Raw genomic sequence first — 19800 nt, 5'->3', positions numbered from 1 at the left:
TCATCCTCCCACCCGCTTGCCGAACCAGTGCGGCGTCACGTCCGCTTCCACCAGCGGATTGTCGGTATCGACGTGGCCCTCGGGATCGAGGTGGATCAGCACCTCCACCCGCGGATAGGCGCGGCGCAGGTTCTTCTCGACCGCCTCGACGATATCGTGCGCCTCGGCGACGTTGAGCGTGCGGTCCACCTCCATGTGGAACTGCGCGAAGTCATGGCTGCCGGAGCGGCGCGTGCGGAAGTCATGGATGCCGCGCAGCCCCTCCTGGCGCGCCGCCACGTCCAGGAACGCCCGCCGCTCGGCCTCGGGCCACTCCTTGTCCATCAGCTGGTCGATCGCCTGGCTCGATGCGCGGAACGCACCCCAGGCGAGCCACAGCGCGATGGCAATGCCGAACACCGGATCGGCGCCGGACCAGCCGACATAGTGGTCGAGCGCGATCGCCGCGATCACCGCCAGGTTGAGCAGCAGGTCCGACTGATAGTGGACGCTGTCCGCGCGCACCGCGACCGATCCGGTCTTTCGGATGATGGAACGCTGATAGGCGAGCAGCGCAAAGGTGCCGACGATCGCCACCATCGACACGCCGATGCCGAACTCCGGGTCGGCGGTTTCGCCCGGCTCGGCAAAGGCGGCGATGGCGCGCCAGGCGATGCCGACGGCGGAAGCCGCGATCAGCGCCACCTGGAACAGCGCCGCCAGCGCCTCCGCCTTGCCGTGGCCGAAACGGTGGTCGTGGTCCGCGGGCGTCGCCGCCAGCCGCACGCCGTACAGCGTCACGAGGCTGGCGAGCAGGTCGAGCGCGGTGTCGGCAAGGCTGCCGAGCATCGCCACCGATCCGGTGGTCCAGGCCGCCACGCCCTTGAGCGACAGCAGCGCCAGCGCCATCGCGACCGACGCGATCGCCGCCCGCACCGCATAGGGGATGATCCGCCCGCGTTCGGCCTCGGTCATGGGAACAGCAGCCCCTCGGTCCAGCCGTCCGCCGTGCGGGTGAACAGCCGCCGCTCGTGCAGGCGATAGGCGCGGTCCTGCCAGAACTCGATCGTGTCGGGCACGACGCGATAGCCGCCCCAGTGCGGCGGGCGCGGCACGTCGCCGCCCGCAAAGCGCGCCTGCACCTCTGCGAACCGCTCGTCGAAGCGCTCGCGCGCCTCCAGCGGGCGCGACTGGAGCGACGCCCAGGCGCCCAGCTGCGAGTCGCGCGGCCGCGACGCGAAATACACGTCCGACTCGGCGTCGCTCGCCTGGACGACGGCGCCTTCGATCCGCACCTGCCGGCGCAGCCCCTTCCAGTGGAACAGCAGCGCCGCCTGGGGATTGGCGGCCAGGTCGGTGCCCTTCCGGCTCTCGCGATTGGTGTAGAAGACGAAACCCAGGTCCGGGCCATGGCCCTTCAGCAGCACCTCGCGCACCGACGGGCGCCCGCCCGCGTCCGCCGTGGCCAGCGCCATGGCATTGGGGTCGTTGGGCTCGCTCGCCGCGGCTTCGTCCAGCCAGGTGTCGAACAGCGCGAAAGGGTCGGTCGTCATGCGCGGCCCTATACGCCGCTTCGGCCCGTTTCGCACCCCTGGCCCTCGTGCCGATTCCGAGCGGAGCCGGGAACGACTCTTTCTCCTGGGAATTGCATCGGTTGCGCAACAAGGAAACGGCGATGGCGGCAAGAGCGTATTGGCAGGGGCAGATACGGCTCGCGCTGGTGTCGATCCCCGTGGAAATCTATTCGGCGACCAAGTCGGGCGCGGCGGTCTCCTTCCGTCAGATCCACGAGCCGACCGGCAAGCCGATCAAGTACGAAAAGAGCGTGGCCGGCGTCGGCCCGGTCGATCCCGACGAGATTGTCAAGGGCTATGAGGTCGAGAAGGGCAACTACATCCTGCTCGAACAGGATGAGATCGACGCCGTGAAGCTCGAGTCCAAGAAGACGCTCGAGCTCACCCAGTTCGTCGATGCCGACGAGATCGACGTGCTCTACTATGAAAAGCCCTATTTCGTGGTGCCGGCCGACGACCTCGCCGAGGAGGCGTTCATCGTCCTGCGCGAGGCGCTTCGCCGCAGCAGGAAGGTGGGCCTGGGCCAGCTGGCGCTGCGCGGCCGCGAATATGTGGTGAGCCTGAAACCCTGCGGGCGCGGCATGATCCTGGAGACGCTGCGCTACGCCGACGAGGTGCATCGCGCGCAAGGCTATTTCCGCGACATCCCCGATGAGAAGCCGGACGAGGACCTGCTCGACCTCGCCGAGACGCTGATCGCCAAGAAGACCGCCAAGTTCGATCCGCAGGAATTCCACGACCGCTATGTCGATGCGCTGAAAGACCTGATCGAGCGCAAGAAGAAGTCCAAGGGCAAGATCGTCGACACCAGCGACGACGAGGACGCCCGCCCCACCGGCTCCAACGTCGTCGACCTGATGGCCGCGCTCAAGAAATCGCTGGAGAAGCCGGGGGAGACCAGCGGCAAGCCCGCACCCAAGAAGCGCACGACGAGCAAGGCGGCGAACGACGCGGCCGAAGACAAGCCCGCGCACAAGCCGGCCGCGAAGAAGCCGGCCGCCAAACCCGCCGCCAAGGCCCCGGCCCGCAAACGTGCTTGACGCTCTCCCCGCGCCCCACACCCGTATCCCGGCGCAGGCCGGGATCCAGAGCCCAGCAGCGCAACGGCCAGCGAGTCCCACCTGGACCCCGGCCTCCGCCGGGGTACGCGAGGGGAGGACCCGCTAAATGCCCAAGACCGACCCCCTCGCCCTCTACAACGCCAAGCGCGACTTCAGCCGCACCGCCGAGCCCGCGGGCACGCTGGAGCCCGGTCACGGCAACCGCTTCATCGTCCAGAAGCACGACGCGACCCGCCTCCACTGGGACTTCCGCCTCGAACTCGACGGCGTGCTCAAAAGCTGGGCGGTCACCCGCGGCCCCAGCCTCGATCCCGACCAGAAGCGGCTGGCGGTGCGGACCGAGGACCATCCGCTCTCCTATGGCGACTTCGAAGGCACCATTCCCAAGGGCGAATACGGCGGCGGCACGGTGATGCTGTGGGACGACGGCACCTGGGCGCCGATCGCCGGCAAGTCCGCCAAGGACCTGGAGAAGGGTCATCTCCACTTCGTCCTCGACGGCGAGCGGATGAAGGGCGAGTGGCTGCTGATCCGGCTGAAACCGCGCGGCCGCGAGAAGAACGAGAACTGGCTGCTGCGCAAGATCGACGACGCGGAGGCCGGCGGCGCCGACACCTTGGTCGAAACCGCGCTCACCAGCGTGAAGACCGGCAGGACGATGGACGAGATCGCCGCTGGCAAGAAGGCCGCGACCAAGCCCAAGGCGAAGCCGGCTGCCAAGACGGCCACCAAAGCCGCCGCCAGGCCCGAGCCCCGCGCCCCGGCCAAGTCGCGCGCAAAGACCGCGCAAGCCGGCAAGCGCCCCGCCTTCACCGAACCGCAGCTGTGCACGCTGGTCGATGCCGTACCCGCCGGCAACGCCTGGCTGCACGAGGTAAAGTACGACGGCTATCGCGCGCTGGTCGCGATCGGCAAGGGCGGCCCCACCATCTACACCCGTAGCGGCCTCGACTGGACGGCCAAGTTCCCCGGCATTGCCGAGGCCGCCGCCGCCATCCCCGCCGGCAGCGCCCTGATCGACGGCGAGATCGTCGCCTTCAAGGATGGCCGCCCCGACTTCTCGACGCTGCAGGAGGCGATCAGCAACGGCGGCGACATGGCTTTTTTCGCCTTCGACCTGCTCGAGGTGGACGGCGAGGACCTGCGCGCCCTCCCCCAGGTGCAGCGCAAGGACCGGCTGCGCCCCCTCATCGAGAATGTCGACGCGCGGCTCCATTACTCCGAGCATGTCGTCGGCGCCGGCGAGAAGCTGTTCGAGGCGATGTGCCGGGAGGGCTATGAAGGCGTCGTCTCCAAGCGCGCCGACGCTCCCTACCGCGGCACCCGCACCAAAGGCTGGCTCAAGACCAAGTGCATCCGCCGGCAGGAATTCGTGATCGTCGGCTGGTCGCCCTCCACCGCCGCCAGCCGCGGCCTGCGCTCGCTGCTGCTGGCGGTGAACGGGCCCGACGGCCTGGTCTATGCCGGCAAGGTCGGCACCGGCTTCAACGCCGACACCATCGACGACCTGCGCGAACGCCTCGACAAGATCGCCACCAAGACGCCGCCTGTCTCCGTCCCCCGCGCGGCGGCGCGCGGCGCGCATTGGGTGAAGCCCAAGCTCGTCGCCGAGGTCGCCTTCGCCGAATTCACCGCCGAGCAGGTCATCCGCCACGCGAGCTTCATCGCCCTGCGCGAGGACAAGCGCCCGGAGGAAGTGGTCGCCGAAACGCCCGAGGCCGCGCCGGCGCGCGGCAAGGCCGAGGTGCCGACTTCCTCGATCAAGATCACCAACCCGGACCGGGTGATCTTCCCGGAGGACGGCGCCACCAAGGGCGATCTCGCCACCTACATCGCGCAGGTCTCGCCGATCATGCTGCCCTGGGTCGCCAACCGCCCGATCAGCCTGGTCCGCTGTCCCCAGGGTCGCGCCAAGCAGTGCTTCTTCCAGAAGCACGACGCCGGCAGCTTCGGCGACCATGTCGACCATGTCGACATTCGCGAGAAGGACGGCTCGACCCAGCCCTATCTCTACGTCCGCGACCTCGATGGGCTGATGGCCTGCGTGCAGATGGGCACGATCGAGTTCCACGGCTGGGGATCCCGCGCCGAGGATGTCGAGCGCCCCGACCGGCTGGTGTTCGACCTGGACCCGGACGAAGGCCTCGATTGGAAAGACGTCCAGCGCGCGGCCGAGGATCTGAAGCGCCACCTCGCCGACATGGGGCTCGCAAGCTTTCCGATGCTGTCGGGCGGCAAGGGCGTGCACGTCGTCGTGCCGCTCACCCCCCAGGCCGAATGGCCGGCGGTGAAGTCCTTTGCCGATCGCTTCGCCCGCGCCGTGGCCGCCGCCGAGCCCGAACGCTTCACCGCCACCATGTCCAAGGCCAAGCGGGTCGGCCGCATCTTCATCGACTGGCTGCGCAACCAGCGCGGCGCCACCGCCGTCATGCCCTATTCCGCGCGCGCTCGCCCGGGCGCCCATGTCGCGGCGCCTGTCAGCTGGGCCGAGTTCGGCGACATCGAGACGCCCAAGCGCTTCTCGATCCACGATGCCGCCGAGCTCATCGAGCGCGCCAACGGCCGCGGCCTCGCCGGCTGGGGCATCGCCGACCAGCCCTTGCCCGATCTTTGACGGAGCACGCCGCCACCGCCTGCGGTTGCGCCGCGGCAAGGATTGTGGTCGACACCCTCCAGCTGCAACCGGAGTGTTGAATTGGCGAGCCGCGCCCTAGCCAGCCTGTTCGACGCACGGACGATCGCCGGCCGGTGGGCCGCCGACTATTGCGCGCAGGCGCCTGCGGGCGACGTGCTGTGCGATTCGGGGGACCGCGCCCCTTGGCTCGCGGCGCTGGAGGAGCTTGCCGCCACCACCGGCGACTCGCTCGACCACGCCCGCGAGCGCGCGCAGCGCCAGGCCGACGACGTCGGCCTCGGCCACCGCATGCCCGGTGAGAGCGAGGAGCGTCGCTGGCCGCTGTCGCCGGTCCCGCTGCTGATCGACAGCGACGCGTGGCAGGCGATCGCCGCCGGAATCGCCGAGCGCGCCGAGCTGGTCGAGGCGGTGACCGCCGATCTCTACGGCCCCGGGCGCCTGGTGTCGGAGGGGGCGATCCCCGCCGCGCTGGTCACCGGCAGCCCCTTGTTCCTGCGGCCGATGGTGGGGGTGACGCCGCCGGGCGGCCACCACCTCCATTTCTTTGCCGCCGACCTCTGCCGCGACGCAGACGGGCGCTGGCGCGTGCTCGCCGATCATCTGCGCGCGCCCGTCGGCGCCGGCTATGCGCTGGAGAACCGGCTGGCGATCGCGCGCACGCTGGGGGGCCTGCAGGGGCGGCTCAACGTCCGCCGGCACGCCCCCTTCTTTGCCGCCATGCGCGACGGCCTCGCCGCCACTTGCCGCCGCAGCGAACCGCGCATCGGCCTGCTCACGCCCGGCCGGCTCAACCCCAGCTATGCCGAGCAGGCGCATCTCGCGCGCTATCTGGGCTTCCTGCTGGTCGAAGGCGCCGACCTCGCCGTCCGCGACGACCGGCTCTACGTCCGCACCATCGCCGGGCTGAAGCGGATCGACGCGCTGTGCCGCCGGGTCGATCCCCGCCTGCTCGATCCGCTCGCCTTCGACGCCAGCTCGACGATCGGCGTGCCGGGTCTCGTCGACGCGATGGCAGCCGGCAACGTCGTCGTCGCCAACGCGTCGGGTGCGGGCATGCTCGAGGCACCCGCCTTTTCCGCCTTCCTGCCCGCGCTCGCACAGCGGCTGAACGGCGCCCCGCTCCAGCTTCCCAACATCGCCACCTGGTGGTGCGGCCAGCCGGCCGAGCGCGCGCACGTGCTCGCCAACCTCGATCAGATGGTGGTGGCACCCGCCTTCGGCCCCGCCCCGCTCGGCCTTCCGGGCGGGGGCCCGGTGCTCGGTGCCGATCTCGATGCCGACGCGCGCCGGCTCCTGGCCGAGGACATGGCGCGCCGGCCGCAGGACTATGTCGGCCAGGAAGCGGTCTGCCTCTCGACCATGCCCTTTGCCGAGGGGGAGCGGCTCGCCCCGCGGCCGTTCACCCTCCGCGTCTTCGCCGCGCGCGACGCGGACGGCCGGTGGGCGGTGCTTCCCGGCGGCTTCGCGCGCCTGGGCGGTGAGCCGGATACCCGCGCGACCGTGATGGGCGAGGGGAGCTGGTCCGCCGACGTTTGCGTCCACGGCGCCGATCCGGTGCTCCCCGTCTCGCTCCTGCCCGTCGCCGGCGCGGTCGAGCTGCGCCGCAATCCCGGCACCCTGCCCAGCCGGGTCGCCGACAATCTCTTCTGGCTCGGCCGCTACCTGGAACGCGGCGAGGCGCTGCTGGGCGCGACCCGCGTGCTGCTCGGCCATTCGATCAGCGCCGACACCGGCGCCGCACTCGCCGACGAGACCGTCGCGCGGCTGGTCGCGCTGATCGCCGACGCAGGTGCCGCCCCTGCGCCTGCCGGTCGCCGCCGCCGCGAGCTCGTCGAGTTCGCCCGCATCGCGATCGACGGTACCGAGGGCCAGTGGCACAACGTCCGCCAGATCAACCGGCTGGCCGCCGGCATCGGCGCCATCTCGCGCGATCGGCTGTCGGCGGACATGATGCGCCTGCTCGACGCGCCCCATCCCAGCCGCGGGGGGCTGCTCGACCGTGCCGGCTCGCTCCAGCGCCGCTACGCCGCCTTGGCCGGACTTTCGGCCGAGCACATGGCCCGCACCGACGCCTGGCGCTTCCACGATCTCGGCCGGCGGATAGAGCGGGCGCTCGCGATCACCCGCGCGCTTCGCACCTTTGCCGGTTGCGAGGCGACCTCGGACGATCTCTCCACCCTGCTCGACCTCGCCGACAGCCAGATCAGCTATCGCCAACGCTATCTCACCAGCTTCGGGCGCCTGCCCGTGCTGGACCTGGTCGCGCTTGATCCCGGCAACCCGCGCGCCATCGCCTTTCAGGTGGGGGCGATCGCCGAGCATCTCGCCCGGCTACCCGTGCTGTCCGACTCCGGCATCGCCGAGCCGCAGCAGGCACTGGCGACCGCGGTGCAGGCGATGGTCGCCACCGCCACTGCCGCCAGCCTCGATCCCGCCGCCATAGGCGCACTGGAGGCCAAGCTCATGGAGCTCTCCGACGCGATCGCCGCGCGCTACTTCCTCCAGGGGGCCGAGCCGTTGCGCGGCTCCGGGCTGACGCTCGCATGATGCGCTATGCCATCCGGCACGTGACGCGATTCGAATATGCCGATGCGGCGGGGTTCGCGCGGTGCAACCTCCGGCTGAAGCCGATCCTCTGGTCCGGCCAGACGCTCGACGATTACCACCTCTCGGTCGAGCCCGGCGGCGAGACCGCGCCCGCCCGCGCCCAGGCCGGGCTCGCCAACGTCATGCGGCTGGTGGTCGAAAAGCCTGAGCGCGAGCTCACCATCGAAAGCCGCGCGCTGATGACGGTCGACCGGCCGCTGCCGATGCCCGCCCCCGACGACCCGACCCTGGCAGAAATCGCCGCCTGGGCGCGCGACAGCCGCGACGTCGGCCCGGCGAGCCCGGCCAGCTACCTCTTCCCCTCCCCCCACATCCCGCTCGACCGCGACATCGGCGCCTGGTGCGCCGAGGAGCTCGATCCGGACCGCGGCGCGCTGGAGGCGGCAATCGCGCTCGCCCAGCGCATCCAGCGCGAGTTCGCCTTCGACACCACCGCCACGCTGGTCGACACGCCCCCGCACGTCGCCTTCGCCCAGCGCGGCGGCGTCTGCCAGGATTTCGCGCAGATCATGATCTCCGGCCTTCGCGCCGCCGGGCTGCCGGCCGCCTATGCCTCGGGCTATCTGCGCACCCTCCCCCCGCCCGGCCAGCCCCGGCTGGTGGGGGCGGACGCGACCCACGCGTGGGTGCTGCTGTGGTGCGGCGACCGGCTCGGCTGGATCGGGGTCGATCCGACCAACGGCATCTGGATGGCCAACGACCACATCATCGTCGCCGTCGGCCGCGACTATCCGGAAATCGCCCCCATCGACGGCGTGGTACTCGGCTCCGGCGCCCAGACCATGTCCGTCTCGGTCGACGTCGCGCCGATCGAGGACTGAAGGCGCGCGTCAGCGCACCAGCGCGCTTCCCGTCAGCAGCGCGATCAGCGCCGGGTCCCGCGTGCTGCGCGGGTCGGCACGGATCGCGGATTCCTCGCGCCCGATCGCTCGGAAGATCGCCTGCCCCGCCTGCTCCGCGCCCGTGCGGGCCAGCGCCATATAGTCGATGCCGGTGCGTGCGCCCGCCACCGCGGTCAGGATCTCCAGCGCGTCCGATCGCAGGCCGGACGAGAATTCGGGGAACATCGCCTCCACCAGCGCGCCGCCCACCTGCCGCTGCAGCAGGTCGGTCGCCGCAGTCGGCCCGCCGCGCAGGATCGCGATCGCGTCCGTGACGGTCATCGACCGGATCGAATCGAGCACCACCGGCGTCGCCCGCTCGGCCGCATCCACCGCCACGTCGTTCAGCGCCATCGCCACCCGGCTGCGCACCGCATTGGTCCGCAGCAGCGCGCCCAGCACGTCGTTGCCGCCGGTATCGGGCAGCGTCAGCCGCGTCAGCTGGTCGTCATAGAAGCCGCCGGGCTCCGTCAGCCGGGCAAAGGCGCGCTGGCTCGACAGCGTCAGCAGCCGCCGCACCCCCTCCTCCACGCCATAGCTTCCAAGCGTCGTGGCACAGCCCGGCAGGGCAAGCAGCGGCAGCAGCAACGCGGACTGGACGAGCAGGCGGCGGCGGGCGGGGGAGGCGCAGGCGGTCATGGCCTGCGAAACGGGTGCGCCCCGGCTTCGTTCCGCCTCGGAAATGGATGCCGTGCCCCCATTGCCGCCGCGCCCTGCACCGCCTAGCTAACGGGCATGGCAGACCCTTACGCAACCCTGGGCGTGGCCCGCGACGCGAGCGAAGCGGACATCAAGAAGGCGTACCGTACGCTCGCCAAGGAGCTGCACCCCGACCGGAACAAGGACAACCCCAACGCCGCCGAGCGCTTCAGCCAGGTGACCCAGGCCTATGACCTGCTCACCGACAAGGACAAGCGCGCCCGGTTCGACCGCGGCGAGATCGACGGCGACGGCAATCCCACCGCACCCTTCGGCTTCGGCGGCGGCGGCCCGCGGCCGGGCGGCGGCGGACGCACCCAGTTCGACTTCGGCGGCGGCGGCGATGCCGGCGGCTTCGAGGATCTGTTCGAGGGGCTGTTCGGCGGCGGTCAGCGTGGCGGCTTCGGCGGCGGCAGCTTCGGCCGGCGCCAGGCACCAAAAGGCGCCAACGTCCCCTATCGCCTCGCCGTCTCCTTCACCGATGCCGCGACGCTCAGCCCGCAGCGCATCATGCTGCGCGACGGCAAGACCATCGACCTGAAGCTTCCGGCCGGCCTCGAAAGCGGCACCCAGATGCGCCTGGCGGGCAAGGGCGATCCGGGCCCCGGCGGCCCCGGCGACGCGATCGTCACCATCGAGGTGCAGCCCGATCGCTTCTTCACCCGCGACGGCGACGACATTCGCCTCGACCTGCCGATCAGCCTTGCCGAGGCGGTGCTGGGCGGCGAGGTGCGCGTGCCCACCGTCGAGGGCGCGGTGATGCTGAAGGTGCCCAAGGGCTCGACCTCGGGCAAGGTGCTGCGCCTCAAGGGTCGCGGCTTCCACAAGAAGGGCGGCGGCCGCGGCGACCAGCTGGTGACGCTGATGGTGGACCTGCCGGTCGGCGACGACGCGCTGGTCGAGTTCGTGCAGGGCTGGCCCGGCCGCGATCAGGATCCCCGCTCGAAGCTCGGCCTGTGACCGATCCCCGCGCCGGCACCGATCTTCCGGTCGGCGCGGTTTCCCCCGAAAGCCCGGAGGCGCGGCGGCACCGCCGCGCGCCGCTCCTGTCGCGCATGGGGCTGAGCGAACGGGTGATCGAGATCCTGCGCCGGGTCGCGGTCGGCACCTATACCGACGGCTTCACCCACGCCGGCAACCTCGCCTATCTGTCGCTCGTCACGCTGTTCCCCTTCTTCATCGTGGCGGCTGCGGTCGCGCGGCTGGTGGGGCGCACCGGCGACGGCGTCCATGCGGTCGAGGCGTTCCTGCGCACCGTCCCGCCCGAAGTCGCAAGCGTGCTCGAAAAGCCGATCCTGGACGTGCTCCAGGCCCGCTCGGGCTCGCTCCTGTGGCTGGGCGCGCTGGTCGGCCTGTGGACCACCACCGGCTTCATCGAGACGGTGCGCTCGATCCTGCGCCAGGCCTATGGCATCCCCTTCAGCCGGCCGTTCTGGGAATATCGCCTGGGCTCGATCGGCCTGATCGTCGGCTCGGTGATCCTGGCGATGGCCGCGTTCAGCTTCCAGGTGGCGCTCTTGGGCGTCGAGCAGTTCATCCTGCGCGTGATGCCGTTCCTGACCGACACGGCGCGCATCCTCTCGGTCGCGCGGCTGGCGCCGGCGGTCGCGCTGTTCGTCGCGCTCTACATGCTGTTCTACAGCCTCACCCCCAGCAAGTATCGCTACAGCAAATGCCCCAAATGGCCGGGCGCGGCGCTGACGGCGGGCTGGTGGCTGGGCACCACCGCGCTGCTGCCTTTGGCGCTCGACTTGCTTGGTGGCTATGATCTCACCTACGGGAGCCTGGCAGGCGTCATGATCGCGCTGATCTTCTTCTTCGTCGTGGGGTTGGGGGTGGTCGTCGGCGCAGAGTTGAACGCGGCGCTGGCGGAAACCCCCGAAGCGGGGCTAGAGGAGCCGGCCGGACCACAGGAGGATACAGCGGCGTGACGGGACTGATGCAGGGCAAGCGTGGGCTCATCATGGGGCTTGCCAACGATCGTTCGCTGGCATGGGGCATCGCCAAGGCGCTCCACGAGCAGGGCGCAGAGATGGCCTTCACCTACCAGGGTGAAGCGCTGGGCAAGCGCGTGAAGCCGCTCGCCGAGCAGCTGGGCTCGGACACGCTGATCGAATGCGACGTGTCGGACATGGGCGCGCTCGACCGCGCGTTCGACGAGCTGGCGCAGAAGTGGCCGACGATCGACTTCGTCGTCCACGCGATCGGCTTTGCCGACAAGAACGAGCTGCGCGGTCGCTATTACGACACCAGCCTCGAAAACTTCCTGATGACCATGAACATCTCGGTCTACAGCTTCACCGCCGTCGCCAAGCGCGCGCGGGAGATGATGCCGAACGGCGGCAGCCTCCTGACGCTGACCTATTATGGCTCGGAAAAGGTCGTCCCCCACTACAACGTGATGGGCGTGGCCAAGTCGGCGCTCGACACCTCGGTCAAGTATCTGGCGGTCGACCTCGGGCGCGACAACATCCGCGTCAACGCGATCTCGGCCGGCCCGATCAAGACGCTCGCCGCCTCGGGCATCGGCGACTTCCGCTACATCCTGAAGTGGAACGAGCTCAACTCGCCGCTCCGCCGCAACGTCACCATCGAGGACGTCGGCGGCGCCGGCCTCTACATGCTCTCCGACCTGGCGAGCGGCGTCACCGGCGAGATCCACCACGTCGACGGTGGCTACAACGTCATCGGCATGAAGGCCGAGGACGCGCCCGACATCGCACTGTCGTGAGCATCACCATCCGCCCGGCCTCGGGCGGGGACGTGGCCGCCATCGACGCGCTGCTGCGCACCGCCTTTCCGGCCCCCGACGAGGCGATGCTGGTCCAGCGGCTGTGCATCGACGGCGACATGGTGCTGACGCTGGTCGCCGATGACGAGGACGACGGCATGCTCGCGGGCATGGTGGCGTTCAGCCGCATGGCCGTGGACATCGCGGGCAAGCCCGTCGCCGCGGTGGCGCTCGCGCCGGTCGCGGTCGCCGCCTCCCACCGCCGCCAGGGCGTGGGCGAGGCGCTGGTCCGCGCAGGGCTCCAGCATCTCGCCGATGCGGGCGTGCACCTGTGCTTTGTGCTCGGCGATCCGGACTATTACGGCCGCTTCGGCTTTGCGGCCGATTGGGCGAAGGGCTTCGCCTCGCCCTACGCGGGCGACTATCTGCTGGCGCTGCCGCTGCAGCAGGGCGCCATGCCCTGCGGCGTCCGCGGTGACGCGACGCACGCCGGCGCCTTTGCGCTGCTCGGGGAGGCCGCATGAGCGTCAACAGCTTCGGGCGGGTGTTCCGCTTCACCACCTGGGGCGAGAGCCATGGCCCCGCCATCGGCGCCGTGGTCGACGGATGCCCGCCGGGAATCGCCCTCACCGAGGCCGACATCCAGCCGTTCCTCGACGCGCGCCGCCCCGGCACCTCGCGCTTCACCACCCAGCGCCGCGAGCCCGACGAAGTCCGCATCCTCTCCGGCGTGTTCGAAGGCCGCACCACCGGTACCCCGATCTCGCTGATGATCGAGAACGTCGACCAGCGCTCCAAGGATTATTCGGAGGTCGCCCAGGCCTATCGCCCGGGTCATGCCGACTATGCGTACGACGCCAAGTACGGCTTCCGCGACTATCGCGGCGGCGGGCGTTCCTCCGCGCGTGAGACCGCGTCGCGCGTGGCGGCCGGCGCCGTCGCCCGGCTGGTGATCCCGGAGGTGACGATCACCGCCTGGGTCGAGGCGATCGGCGGCGACACCATCGACTATGCGAACTTCGATGCCGCCGAGATCGGGCGCAACCCCTTCTTCTGCCCCGACCCGCAAGCCGCCCTCCGCTGGGAGGCGCTGGTCGACCGCGCACGCAAGGCCGGCTCGTCGCTCGGCGCCGTGGTCGCCTGCGAAGCGACCGGCGTCCCCGCCGGCTGGGGCGCGCCGCTCTATGCCAAGCTCGACAGCGAGCTCGCCGCCGCCGCCATGTCGATCAATGCGGTCAAGGGCGTCGAGATCGGCGACGGCTTCGCGGCCGCCGCGCTTTCCGGCGAGGAGAACGCCGATCCGATGCGCCCCGGCGAGGACGGCCCCCGCTTCCTCGCCAACCACGCCGGCGGCATCGCGGGCGGGATCGCCACCGGCCAGCCGGTCCGCCTGCGCGTCGCCTTCAAGCCGACCAGCTCGATCCTGACGCCGATGGAGACCATCAACCGGGCCGGAGAGGCGACGACGCTCGCCACCCGCGGCCGGCACGATCCCTGCGTCGGCATTCGCGGCGTGCCCGTAGTAGAGGCGATGGTCGCGCTAGTCCTCGCCGATCAGAAACTGCTCCACCGCGCCCAATGCGGTGGAATCAACCTATGATAATCTAAGGATTTTTCGGCCGAGAATCTTGGCGAAAACATGGCACTTCTTCGAAGCCACGGCGTTGAGCCCTCGGTTTTGGAGAAGGAAACCCCATCATGCGCAAGACAATCCTGATCGGTATGCTGGCGGTTTGTGGCTCAGCCGCCGCGATCGCACAGACGACCACGAGTCCGACGACGACGAACCCGACGGCCAATCCGACCACGACCCCCGGCACGGAAACCACGACGGACACGCAGCGCGGCACGCAGACCACCAGCCCGGACACGTCGACGACGACGACCCCCGACCGGTCCGATCGCCCGTCGCGCCGCGGTTCGCGCACCAACCGCGGTTCCACCACGACCGCACCGGGCGGCCCGACCACCACGTCTCCGGACGGCCTCCCCGGCAGCTCGGGCGGCACCAGCGGTAGCTGGAGCAGCTCCGGCGGCAGCGGCACCACGGGCACTGGTACCACCGGCACTGGCACGACCGGCACCACCGGCACCGGAACGACCGGGACGATGGGCACCGGCAGCACCGGCAGCGGCACCACCGGCACCGGTGGCAGCTCGGGTGGCGGCACCGGCGGCAGCTCGGGCGGCCGCTGATCGCCCCTCCCGGCACCCGCCGGGACCCTTCGCACGTCCAGCCAGTGGCATCGCGCCGCTGGCTGGCGCGCGCTTTCCCTTTCCGGGGCCGCGTCCGGAATAGCTCCGACACGCCGTTGCATCTACAAGGCGCAGGCCCCCGCAACCGGAGACCTGCCGAATGTCGTTCGAGCCCCCCTACCAGCCTGATCCCGCCCGCTATGACGGGCGCATGCCCTACCGGCGGTGCGGTCGCAGCGGCCTGGACCTGCCGGCGATCAGCCTCGGCCTCTGGCAGAATTTCGGCGGCGCGGACGTGTTCGAGACCGGCCGCGCGATCCTGCGCCGCGCGTTCGATCGCGGCGTCACCCACTTCGATCTCGCGAACAACTATGGCCCGCCCTATGGCTCGGCCGAGGAGAATTTCGGGCGCGTGATGGCGCACGACTTCCGCGCCCACCGCGACGAGCTGCTGATCTCCACCAAGGCCGGCTGGGACATGTGGCCGGGCCCCTATGGCGGCATCGGCGGCAGCAAGAAGTATCTGATCGCCAGCTGCGACCAGAGCCTGAAGCGCATGGGCCTCGACTATGTCGACATCTTCTATTCGCACCGTGTCGATCCCGACACGCCGCTGGAAGAGACGATGGGCGCGCTCGCCCAGATCCACGCCCAGGGCAAGGCGCTCTACGTCGGCATCTCCTCCTACTCGCCCGAGCTGACCCGCCAGGCCGCCGCCATCCTCGCCGCGCACAAGGTGCCGCTCCTCATCCACCAGCCGAGCTATTCGATGCTCAACCGCTGGATCGAAGGGGGCCTGCTGGAGACGCTCGCCGACCTCGGCACCGGCTGCATCGCCTTTTCCCCGCTCGCCCAGGGCATGCTCACCAACAAGTATCTCGGCGGCGTCCCCGCCGATGCCCGCGCGTCGCGCGGCGGCTCGCTATCGCAGGGGCTGCTGACGGAAGAGAATCTCGCGCGGGTACGGGCGCTGGGTGAGATCGCACAGGCGCGCGGCCAGAGCCTCGCCCAGATGGCGATCGCCTGGGTGCTGCGCGATCCTCGCGTCACCTCCGCGCTGATCGGCGCGCCCACCGTCGCCCAGCTCGACGACAGCCTCGACGCGCTAAACCGCCTCGACTTCTCGGACGACGAGCTCGCCCGCATCGACGCCCATGCGGCCGAAGGCGGGATCAACCTGTGGGAAGGCTCCTCCAGCCTCCGGGAGACGCCGCCGGCCGGCGGCCGCAGCGCCGCCTGACCGGACGGGGCGCTCCTAGCGGGCGCCCCAGTAGAGCCGCATCGGATTGTCGACCAGCAGCCGCCGCTGCAGGTCTTCGCTCGGGGCGATGCGCGGGATGATGTCCACCAGCGCGCCGTCGTCGGGCATGTGGCTGGTCATGTTGGGGTGCGGCCAGTCCGTGCCCCACAGCACCCGGTCCGGGAAGCGCTCCACCAGCGTGCGCGCGAACGGGACCACGTCGTCATAGCTCGGCGGACCCGACTTCGACAGCCGCTCGGGGCAGCTGACCTTGCTCCAGACATTCTCGTGCTCGGCCATCAGCCGTACGAAGCGGCCGAACTCCGGCCCGTCGACCGGCTTGGTCACGTCCGGTCGGCCCATATGGTCGACCACGACGGTCGTCGGCAGCGACGTGAAGAAGTCCCAGCGCTCCTCCAGGTCGGCCGCCTCGAAATAGATCACGACGTGCCAGCCGAGCGGCGCGATCCGGTCGATGATCGCGCGGTAATAGGCGTCGGGTTTGGGATCGACGAGCCGCCGCACGAAGTTGAAGCGCACGCCGCGGACGCCGGCCGCGTCCAGCGCCGCCAGTTCTTCGTCCGTCACCGTGTCGCGCACCGTCGCCACGCCGCGCGCGCGGCCTTCGGACGCCTCGAGCGCATCGACCAGCGCGCGATTGTCGGCGCCGTGGCAGGTCGCCTGCACGATCACGTTGCGCGCAAAGCCCAGATGATCGCGCAACGCGAACAGCTGCTCCTTGCTGGCGTCGCACGGCGTGTACTTGCGCTCCGGCGCATAGGGAAACACGTCGCCCGGCCCGAACACATGGCAATGCGCGTCGACGGCGCCCGGCGGCGGCGTGAAGCGCGGCGTGCTCGGCGCCGGATCCCAGCACAGCCAGTTCGGATCCATCTGGAAGTCGGCCATCAGAGCCCCCGTGCCTTCAGCTGCGCGTCCAGCCGCGGATAGACGCGGCGGGCGTTGCCCTCGAACACCTTGCGCTTGTCCGCGTCGGAAATCGCCAGCGCGTCGATATAGCGCTTGGTGTCGTCGAAATACTGCCCGGTCTGCGGATCGATACCGCGCACCGCGCCCACCATCTCCGACCCGAACAGGATGTTGTCCACGTCGATCACCTCGAACAGCAGGTCGATTCCCGGCTGATGATAGACGCAGGTGTCGAAGAACACGTTCTTCATGACATGCTCGGCAAGCGGCGGGCGCTTGAGCATGTCCGAAAGGCCGCGATATCGCCCCCAGTGATAGGGCACCGCGCCGCCGCCGTGCGGGATGATGAAGCGCAGGTCGGGGAAATCCCGGAACAGGTCGCCCTCGATGAACTGCATGAAGGCGATGGTGTCGGCGGCGATGTAATAGGCGCCGGTCGCGTGCATGGCCGGGTTGCAGCTGCCCGACACGTGGATCATCGCCGGCACGTCCAGCTCGACCATCTTCTCGAAGAACGGGTACCAGGCGCGGTCGGTGAGCGGCGGCGCGCTGAACTTGCCGCCCGACGGGTCGGGATTGAGGTTGCAGCCGACGAAGCCCAGCTCGGTCACGCATCGCTCCAGCTCGGCGATCGACTGGTCGATCGACAGCTCCGGCGTCTGCGGCAGCTGGCACACGCCGACGAACGTCTCGGGGTAGAGGTCGACCACCCGCTTGATCAGGTCGTTCGAGCGCTCGGCCCAGATGCGGTTGGTGGCGGCATCGCCGACGTGCGGCGCCATGGCGGAGGCGCGCGGCGAAAAGATCGTCATGTCGGCCCCGCGCTCGCGCAGCAGCCGCAGCTGGTTGGCCTCGATCGTCTCGCGGATCTCGTCGTCGCTGATCGGCGGATAGGCGGGGTCGATGTCCCCGCCCGCCTTGAACGCGCCCTTCTGCTGCTCGCGCCACTCGGTGTGCTTGGCAGGAGCCGTCGTATAATGTCCGTGGCAGTCGATGATCATTGGTCGTGCTTTCCTGTGGCGGCGAGGACGGCATCGGCCTTGGCGGCCAGCCCCTCGGGAAGCGGAGAGAGGCCGAGGCTGCCCAGCCGATGCTGCCAGTCGACGGTGGCGGCCGCCATGGCGCCCGACTGGCCGAGCCCGGCGACGGTGGCGGCGGATTCGCGCATCTCGGCGGCGCGGCGCAGCCCGTGGACGAGCATGCGGTCGAGGTTGTAGTCGGCCCGCGTCCGCCAGTCCCAGCCGGGGAAGCTCGCGTCGAGCGAGGCGAGCACCTCCTCCTCGACCCCGGCGGCGCGTGCGGACAGCAGGCATTCGGCGGTCAGCGCCTCCAGCCCCTTGATGACGATCGAGCGCAGCATCTTGATCGCGCTCGCGGCACCGACTTCGCCGGGGACTACGCGCGCCTGGAAGCCGATCCGCTCCAGCAGCGCCCGGCCCGCCCCGGCATGGGGTCCCGCCACCAGCAGCGGTACCGACAGCAGCGCGGGGCGCACCGGCGCCATCACCGCCACGTCGACATAGCGGCCGCCGGCCGCCTCGATCGCGGCCGCCGCGGCGCGCTTGGTCTCGGGCGCGACGCTGTTCATGTCGAAGAACAGGCTTCCCGGTTCGAGCCCCGCCGCCGCATCGCTCGCCGCCGCAAGCGCCTGGTCCGCAGTGACCAGGCTCAGCACCGCCCCGGCGCCGCGGAGCGCGTCGGCGGCGCGGTCGCAGCCGGTGACCTGCCAGCGCGCATAGTCGGCGCGCTTGGCGACGGCGGCCGCACCTTCGGTCTTGATGTCAAAGGCGCGGATCGCGCCCGGCGGCTGCGCGCCCCAGCCTTCGCAAAAGGCCTGCGCGGCTTCGCCGAAGCCGATGAACGCCAGGGATACTGCTCGGTCCATGCTCCCGAGCTAGTGCGCCGGCACGTCCTCAGGCATATCGGAACGGTTGGCTCTCCATTGCTTTTCCGGAAGTCCAGTCCGCGCACACCTCCCGGAACAGTGCCACGAACGCGCTTTGCAGCTGCGTCGGGTGCCAGTCGTCCCGGTGGGTGAGGCCGATGCTCCGGCGCAGCGTCTCGCCCGCGCCGGCGATCTCGGCCAGCAGCCCCGCACGCTGCTCGAACAGAAACTGGTCGCGCGACATCAGCGTCAGCCAGTCGTCCTCCAGCATCAGCCCGCGCAGCACCAGCACCGATCCGCACTCGATCCGCAGCCGCGGCGGCTCCAGCCCGCGATCGACGAACATCCGCTCCCAGCGCGCGCGCACCGGCGCCCCTTCCGCGGCGATGACCCACGGGAAATCCAATAGCCGCTCGAATGCGAAGCCGGGCTCGGCGCGCAGCGGATGCCCGGCGCGCCCGACGATCACCGGATCGTCCAGGAACAGCGGCGCCTGCACCACGTCGCCCACCGGCAGGGGATCGCGCATCGCCCCGACCAAAAGGTCCAGGTCGCCCTGCCGAAGCGCCCCCAGCATCTCCAGATACGGCCCCTCGACCACGTTCACCGACGCACCCGGATAGGCGCGGGCGAAGCGCGCCAGCGTCTGCGGCAGGAGGATCGCGCGGGCGAGCGGCATGGTGCCGACGGTGACGCGTCCCGCCCCCTGGTTGCGCAGCGCCTCCAGCTCATCCACGCCCGCCTGCAGCTCGGCACGCGCCAGCCTGGCGAAGCGCAGCAGCCGCACCGCCGCCCGGGTCGGCTGCACCGTGCGCCCCTGGCGGGTGAGCAGCGGCACGCCCAGCAGCTGCTCCAGTTCCCGCGCGGCACGATGCAGCGCTGGCTGCGAGATGCCGGTGCGGGTGGAGGCGAGCGCGAAGCTCCCCGCCTCGTCCACCGCGATCAGCGCGCGCAGCTGGCCGAGCGTGATTCGCCGTTCCACGCGCGGCAGCGGCGGCAGGCGCGCGCCCCGCCGCACGCGATGGCCGCCGCGCGCGACATAGGCGAGCGCCCGCTCGATCCGCGCCGTCATGAGCCGCCCGGCCTCGGTGGGGCTCACGCCGCCCGGCTGACGGTCGAACAATGCGTGGCCCAGCTGCGCCTCGACCTTCGCCACCGCCTGGGTCAGCGCCGGCTGCGACAGGTTCATGGCCTGGGACGCGGCGCTGATGCTTCCCAAGCGCGCCGCCTGCGCCACCGCATCCAGGTGCCGCAGGTTCATCTGAGCGAATGCGATCATGTGACACACTTCAGCACAGCTTATGGCTCGTGCGCAAATCCACGTCCCCGATTCCGGAACGGCGGCCTAGAGAGCGGCGCAACGAGTTTGTCGAAGGAGCCAG

General features: G+C 70.5%; 18 protein-coding genes. 11 read left to right on the top strand and 7 right to left on the bottom strand.

Annotated features, from left to right (window positions below; all coding sequences use genetic code 11):
- Window positions 1-954 (bottom strand): cation diffusion facilitator family transporter, encoded by a 954-nt coding sequence (locus tag EDF69_RS03665; protein WP_132883955.1) that lies wholly within the window; start codon window positions 952-954, stop codon window positions 1-3.
- Window positions 951-1532, bottom strand: coding sequence for a pyridoxamine 5'-phosphate oxidase (gene pdxH, locus EDF69_RS03660; RefSeq protein ID WP_132883954.1), 582 nt, complete (start codon window positions 1530-1532; stop codon window positions 951-953). The genes EDF69_RS03665 and pdxH overlap by 4 nt, the downstream gene beginning before the upstream one ends.
- Window positions 1533-1654: 122 nt before the next feature.
- Between pdxH and ku the strand changes: the two genes are divergently transcribed.
- From ku to EDF69_RS03640, 4 genes are all read left to right on the top strand, one after another.
- On the top strand, window positions 1655-2593 hold the full coding sequence (gene ku / locus EDF69_RS03655) for a non-homologous end joining protein Ku (RefSeq protein WP_132883953.1): 939 nt from the start codon (window positions 1655-1657) through the stop codon (window positions 2591-2593).
- Between the two features lie 127 nt (window positions 2594-2720).
- The gene (gene ligD, locus EDF69_RS03650; RefSeq protein WP_132883952.1) at window positions 2721-5228 is read left to right on the top strand and encodes a DNA ligase D; all 2508 of its coding nucleotides are present in this window, start codon (window positions 2721-2723) and stop codon (window positions 5226-5228) included.
- Between the two features lie 81 nt (window positions 5229-5309).
- Complete coding sequence (locus EDF69_RS03645; RefSeq protein ID WP_132883951.1) at window positions 5310-7796, top strand: circularly permuted type 2 ATP-grasp protein; 2487 nt, start codon at window positions 5310-5312, stop codon at window positions 7794-7796.
- Entirely contained in the window at window positions 7796-8677 is an 882-nt protein-coding gene (locus EDF69_RS03640) for a transglutaminase family protein (RefSeq protein WP_132884008.1), read from the top strand. The genes EDF69_RS03645 and EDF69_RS03640 overlap by 1 nt, the downstream gene beginning before the upstream one ends.
- Window positions 8678-8686: 9 nt before the next feature.
- Here EDF69_RS03640 and EDF69_RS03635 read toward each other — a convergent pair whose 3' ends face one another.
- Window positions 8687-9376, bottom strand: coding sequence for a DUF4197 domain-containing protein (locus EDF69_RS03635; protein WP_132883950.1), 690 nt, complete (start codon window positions 9374-9376; stop codon window positions 8687-8689).
- 96 nt (window positions 9377-9472) lie between these two features.
- Between EDF69_RS03635 and EDF69_RS03630 the strand changes: the two genes are divergently transcribed.
- The 7 genes from EDF69_RS03630 (at window position 9473) to mgrA (ending at window position 15603) form a co-directional block, all read left to right on the top strand.
- Window positions 9473-10396 carry a DnaJ C-terminal domain-containing protein gene (locus tag EDF69_RS03630; protein ID WP_132883949.1) on the top strand — a complete coding sequence of 308 codons (924 nt, stop codon included), beginning with the start codon at window positions 9473-9475 and terminating at the stop codon, window positions 10394-10396.
- Between the two features lie 95 nt (window positions 10397-10491).
- Window positions 10492-11367, top strand: coding sequence for a YihY/virulence factor BrkB family protein (locus EDF69_RS03625; protein ID WP_132884007.1), 876 nt, complete (start codon window positions 10492-10494; stop codon window positions 11365-11367).
- Complete coding sequence (fabI, locus tag EDF69_RS03620; protein WP_125961322.1) at window positions 11364-12167, top strand: enoyl-ACP reductase FabI; 804 nt, start codon at window positions 11364-11366, stop codon at window positions 12165-12167. The genes EDF69_RS03625 and fabI overlap by 4 nt, the downstream gene beginning before the upstream one ends.
- Window positions 12164-12691: a GNAT family N-acetyltransferase gene (locus EDF69_RS03615; RefSeq protein WP_132883948.1), complete on the top strand. Its 528-nt coding sequence runs from the start codon at window positions 12164-12166 to the stop codon at window positions 12689-12691. The genes fabI and EDF69_RS03615 overlap by 4 nt, the downstream gene beginning before the upstream one ends.
- Entirely contained in the window at window positions 12688-13767 is a 1080-nt protein-coding gene (aroC, locus tag EDF69_RS03610; protein ID WP_132883947.1) for a chorismate synthase, read from the top strand. Before EDF69_RS03615 ends, aroC begins: the two co-directional genes overlap by 4 nt.
- A 98-nt stretch (window positions 13768-13865) precedes the next feature.
- Window positions 13866-14363: a hypothetical protein gene (locus EDF69_RS03605; protein WP_132883946.1), complete on the top strand. Its 498-nt coding sequence runs from the start codon at window positions 13866-13868 to the stop codon at window positions 14361-14363.
- 160 nt (window positions 14364-14523) lie between these two features.
- Entirely contained in the window at window positions 14524-15603 is a 1080-nt protein-coding gene (gene mgrA / locus EDF69_RS03600; protein WP_132883945.1) for an L-glyceraldehyde 3-phosphate reductase, read from the top strand.
- A gap of 15 nt (window positions 15604-15618) precedes the next feature.
- On the opposite strand, the gene EDF69_RS03595 is transcribed toward mgrA, so the two are convergent.
- The 4 genes from EDF69_RS03595 to EDF69_RS03580 are packed head-to-tail and all read right to left on the bottom strand — an operon-like array spanning window position 15619 to window position 19697.
- Window positions 15619-16512, bottom strand: a complete 894-nt coding sequence (locus tag EDF69_RS03595) for an amidohydrolase family protein (RefSeq protein WP_132883944.1) — start codon at window positions 16510-16512, stop codon at window positions 15619-15621.
- Window positions 16512-17534, bottom strand: coding sequence for an amidohydrolase family protein (locus EDF69_RS03590; protein ID WP_132883943.1), 1023 nt, complete (start codon window positions 17532-17534; stop codon window positions 16512-16514). The genes EDF69_RS03595 and EDF69_RS03590 overlap by 1 nt, the downstream gene beginning before the upstream one ends.
- Window positions 17531-18418 (bottom strand): NAD(P)-dependent oxidoreductase, encoded by an 888-nt coding sequence (locus tag EDF69_RS03585; protein ID WP_132883942.1) that lies wholly within the window; start codon window positions 18416-18418, stop codon window positions 17531-17533. Before EDF69_RS03585 ends, EDF69_RS03590 begins: the two co-directional genes overlap by 4 nt.
- Before the next feature lie 28 nt (window positions 18419-18446).
- Window positions 18447-19697: a LysR family transcriptional regulator gene (locus EDF69_RS03580; RefSeq protein ID WP_132883941.1), complete on the bottom strand. Its 1251-nt coding sequence runs from the start codon at window positions 19695-19697 to the stop codon at window positions 18447-18449.
- Window positions 19698-19800 lie beyond the last annotated feature (103 nt).

This window comes from Sphingomonas sp. JUb134 (assembly GCF_004341505.2).
In the GTDB taxonomy this organism is placed as follows: Bacteria; Pseudomonadota; Alphaproteobacteria; order Sphingomonadales; family Sphingomonadaceae; genus Sphingomonas.
The sequence above is the reverse complement of the archived record's forward strand: the minus strand, read 5'-3'. Positions and strand labels throughout refer to the sequence as shown.